Consider the following 3,227-nt stretch of genomic DNA (forward strand, 5'->3'; position numbering starts at 1 on the left):
GGCTCGGCGATCTCGGCAAGAACTCGACCATCGGCTGGTCCTTTGGGCCGACGCTCAGCGTGCCGCTGTTCAGCGCCGGCAAGCTGGAGGCAGCCGCCGACGTCGCCAGGACCGAGCGCGACAAGTATTTCATCGCCTACAAGGCATCGGTGCTGACGGCGCTGGAGGATGTGGAAAACGCCAGCGTTTCGCTGACGCAGGAGCGCATCAGGAATGGCAAGCTTGCCTCGTCGGCGAAATCCTACGGCGACGCGGCGCGTCTCGAGCGGACGCTCTACACGTCCGGCGAAACCAATTTGCTCGATGTGCTGGACGCTGAGCGCTCGCTCTATTCGGCCGAGGACACGATGCTGCAAAGCCGCGTCTCCTTGGCCACCGACTACATCGCGCTCAACAAGGCACTCGGCGGTGGCTGGGACGGCGTCATCGACAGTGCAAAGCCCGAAATCGTCGACGCCAGCACCGGCCCCAGGCTGGCCGCGAAGACGCAATGACATTGGAGGCAGAGTTCAACAGCGCAAACAAATCTCCGTGAGCAACAGCCCGGAAGCAATCGCCCACCATATCTGTAAACCCATCGAGGTGATGAAATGTCGAGCGCCTACGATCTCGGAACCGGTCTCGTCCGTCGTATCTACGAAAAGCGCATAGATGCACCGGCGATTCTTGATGCCGGCACGCATTTTCCCAATGCCACGAAGTTCACCGCCGCCTGGCAGGCGATCCGCGACGAGGCGCTTTCGGTGCAACACGGCAAGGTGCCGCGCTTCCACGATATCATGCCGGAGCAGGCGGAGATCTCGGCCAATGACGGCCTCGACTGGCGCATGTTCGTGCTCAAGGCCTACGATCTTCCGGTTCCGGAAAACCTGGTGCGTATGCCGGTGCTCAGCCGGCTGCTTGCCGGATGCCCGGAGGTAAAATCGGCGGCGATCTCGTTCCTGGCCCCGCGCAAGCACATCCCCAGCCATCGCGGACCTTTTCGCGGCATCATGCGGTTTCACCTTGGCCTCGCCATCCCGCGCCAGGCTGATGGGCGGCCGGCAACGATCATGATGATCAACCATCAGGAAAGACGCATCGCCGACGGCGAATGCATGTTGTGGGACGACACCTTCCCGCACGAGGTGACAAACCACGCCGACCAGCCCCGGATCGCCCTTCTCCTTGATGTCTGGCGTCCGCGAATGCCGCTGGACATGGAAATCCTGTCCCGGCTGATCGTTCGCGGCGTGCAGACTGGGATGCGCCACCGGGGCGTGTCTTTTTCGGGCTGAATGCGGGCCGACTGCCCTTCCAACAAATCAAGCGAAGACTGGAGATCGCAATGAAGATCAATGTGCCGCTCGTGGCAGCCTCGATCGCAATTCTTACCGGTGGTGCTGCATTTGCCGCGCAGGACCAGGCCTTCCTGTCGCCGCAGAGGGCAGCCGCCGTTCTCGCCGACGGCCGTCCCTGGTCTGCGGATACACCCGACGGCAAGACGCTCAAATTCACGCTCAAGAAGGATGGGACGGGAAGCATCCGTGGCCCCATGCCCTTCACGCTGTCCGTAAGCTGGTCCGTTAAAGGCGACCAGATCTGCATCGCCGGCAAGATGGGCACAAGGTGCCTGCGCTTTCGCGAGGCGCCTGGAGGGCTTCAGGGTTGGGACGGCGACAAGCCGGACCTGAAATTCAGCCGCTAGATGCCGGCAAAGGCGGACGATGCAAGCTTACACCCGCAGCCCCCTCGCCTCGCCGCCGCGCTTGCCGGGAACCATCATGTCCCTGGCCAGCAGGCCGCTGACGCGGCAGAACGCCATAAAGGCGCGACAGGCATCCTCGGTCTTGACCACATCCACCGTGGCGCCGAAGCAGGCGTTGAAGGCGGCCTCATGGACCTTGCCCTGGCGACGGGCCGGCCAGGCCTGCAGGAAATCGAGCGCCTGCTCGACGCCGTAGATCTCCTCGACCGGCAGGCCGGGCGCAGGCGCGATGCGCACCGGCACCTCGAATTGCAATCTGTCCATTCCAAGTCTCCCCGACCGGTGCTGTCACGGCACCGGCGTTCGTCCTGAAAAATCGCTTTGGCCGGGCTTTTGACTCAGGAATGTGTCCTGAGTGCGGTAAGCCCGGCCTGGACCGAGAGAAACAGCGCGGCCGAGGCACCGCGCGTCAGTGTCTTGAATGTCTTGATGCGTTGCGTTGAAGTTGCAGTGAACATGTTTCCGAAAATGGCGCGCCACGCGACCACGGACGGCCGCCGCGCGGGTCGCGGCGCGAAAGAATGGGGAATGGTTTGATGGCGCGGTCCGCGACCGCCGAGATCAAGCGGAAGGCGGCGCGCGCGGCTAGTTGGTGCTCGCCTGCCGCGCGGATATGGCGGCTGGCGCGGCTGCCGCCTGGATCGGCGAATTCTGGTCGACCAGGAGAATATGGGCCGCCAGCGCAAGCGCGCCGGCATCGCTGCTCAGGAACTTGACCGGCAGCGCCCGGCCGGCGCGGAGCTCGAGCGCCTGCGTCTTGCCGGTGATGCGCGGCAGCGCGACCTGGTCGCCCTGCCGCGCCAAGCTGATGCCGGCGCCGCCCGAAGCGGCAGCGCTGATCGCCTGCTGCTGGGCGAGACCGAGCAGCGACACCGGCAGCAGCAGGCCGCCCTAACCAGTGACAGCATTGATCTTGCGCGCGTGGAAGCCATCAAGTCTCCAAACTCTTCCCTTCGCCCTACCCCGTCGAGCCGCATGAGAAAAGCACCGCGCCAATCCGGCACCGGACCGGGCGGACGGCTGGGACATCGGCCATCGGGGCCGAATAGTGCGGGCTTAAGTCCGGCAGCGGCAGTTCGTCCTTGAACCTTGCGGCTTCCGGTGCCAAATCTGGGGGGATTTTTCGTGACGGCTCGCATCAGGAGCCAACCACCCCGGCAAACGGACATAAATGGTCACCTATCTCGACGCCGCCACGGCACCGCTCAGAAACACCGGCCAGATCCGCCTCTATGGCGAGGAAGGCTTTGCCGGCATGCGCAAGGCCTGCGAGCTCACCGCACGCTGCCTCGACGAGCTGGTGCCGATGGTCGCGCCGGGCGTCACCACCGAGACGATCGACCGTTTCGTCTTCGAGTTCGGCATGGACCATGGCGCGCTGCCGGCGACGCTCAACTATCGCGGCTACACCAAATCGTCGTGCACCTCGATCAACCACGTCGTCTGCCACGGCATTCCCGACAACAAGCCGCTGAAGGAC

Annotated in this window: 6 protein-coding genes; 4 read left to right on the forward strand and 2 right to left on the reverse strand. The window is 64.2% G+C overall.

Going from position 1 to position 3,227, the window contains the following annotated elements:
- The 3 genes from EN742_RS29230 to EN742_RS29240 all read left to right on the forward strand — a co-directional run.
- A partial coding sequence (locus EN742_RS29230) for a TolC family protein (RefSeq protein WP_189375659.1) occupies positions 1 to 494 on the forward strand: 494 nt, incomplete at its 5' end.
- A 96-nt stretch (positions 495 to 590) separates the two neighbouring features.
- On the forward strand, positions 591 to 1,277 hold the full coding sequence (locus tag EN742_RS29235) for an aspartyl/asparaginyl beta-hydroxylase domain-containing protein (protein WP_126054235.1): 687 nt from the start codon (positions 591 to 593) through the stop codon (positions 1,275 to 1,277).
- 50 nt (positions 1,278 to 1,327) lie between these two features.
- Positions 1,328 to 1,687, forward strand: a complete 360-nt coding sequence (locus EN742_RS29240) for a hypothetical protein (protein WP_126054234.1) — start codon at positions 1,328 to 1,330, stop codon at positions 1,685 to 1,687.
- Positions 1,688 to 1,714: 27 nt separating this feature from the next.
- On the opposite strand, the gene EN742_RS29245 is transcribed toward EN742_RS29240, so the two are convergent.
- Both EN742_RS29245 and EN742_RS29250 read right to left on the reverse strand, forming a co-directional pair.
- Positions 1,715 to 2,011 (reverse strand): DUF982 domain-containing protein, encoded by a 297-nt coding sequence (locus EN742_RS29245; RefSeq protein ID WP_126054233.1) that lies wholly within the window; start codon positions 2,009 to 2,011, stop codon positions 1,715 to 1,717.
- Positions 2,012 to 2,332: 321 nt separating this feature from the next.
- Complete coding sequence (locus tag EN742_RS29250) at positions 2,333 to 2,620, reverse strand: hypothetical protein (protein WP_245455452.1); 288 nt, start codon at positions 2,618 to 2,620, stop codon at positions 2,333 to 2,335.
- A gap of 298 nt (positions 2,621 to 2,918) precedes the next feature.
- On the opposite strand from EN742_RS29250, the gene EN742_RS29255 reads away from it, so the two are divergent.
- On the forward strand, positions 2,919 to 3,227 hold a 309-nt coding region (locus tag EN742_RS29255), incomplete at its 3' end, for a M24 family metallopeptidase (protein WP_128333575.1).

Source organism: Mesorhizobium sp. M4A.F.Ca.ET.020.02.1.1 (assembly GCF_004022645.1).
GTDB lineage: Bacteria > Pseudomonadota > Alphaproteobacteria > Rhizobiales > Rhizobiaceae > Mesorhizobium.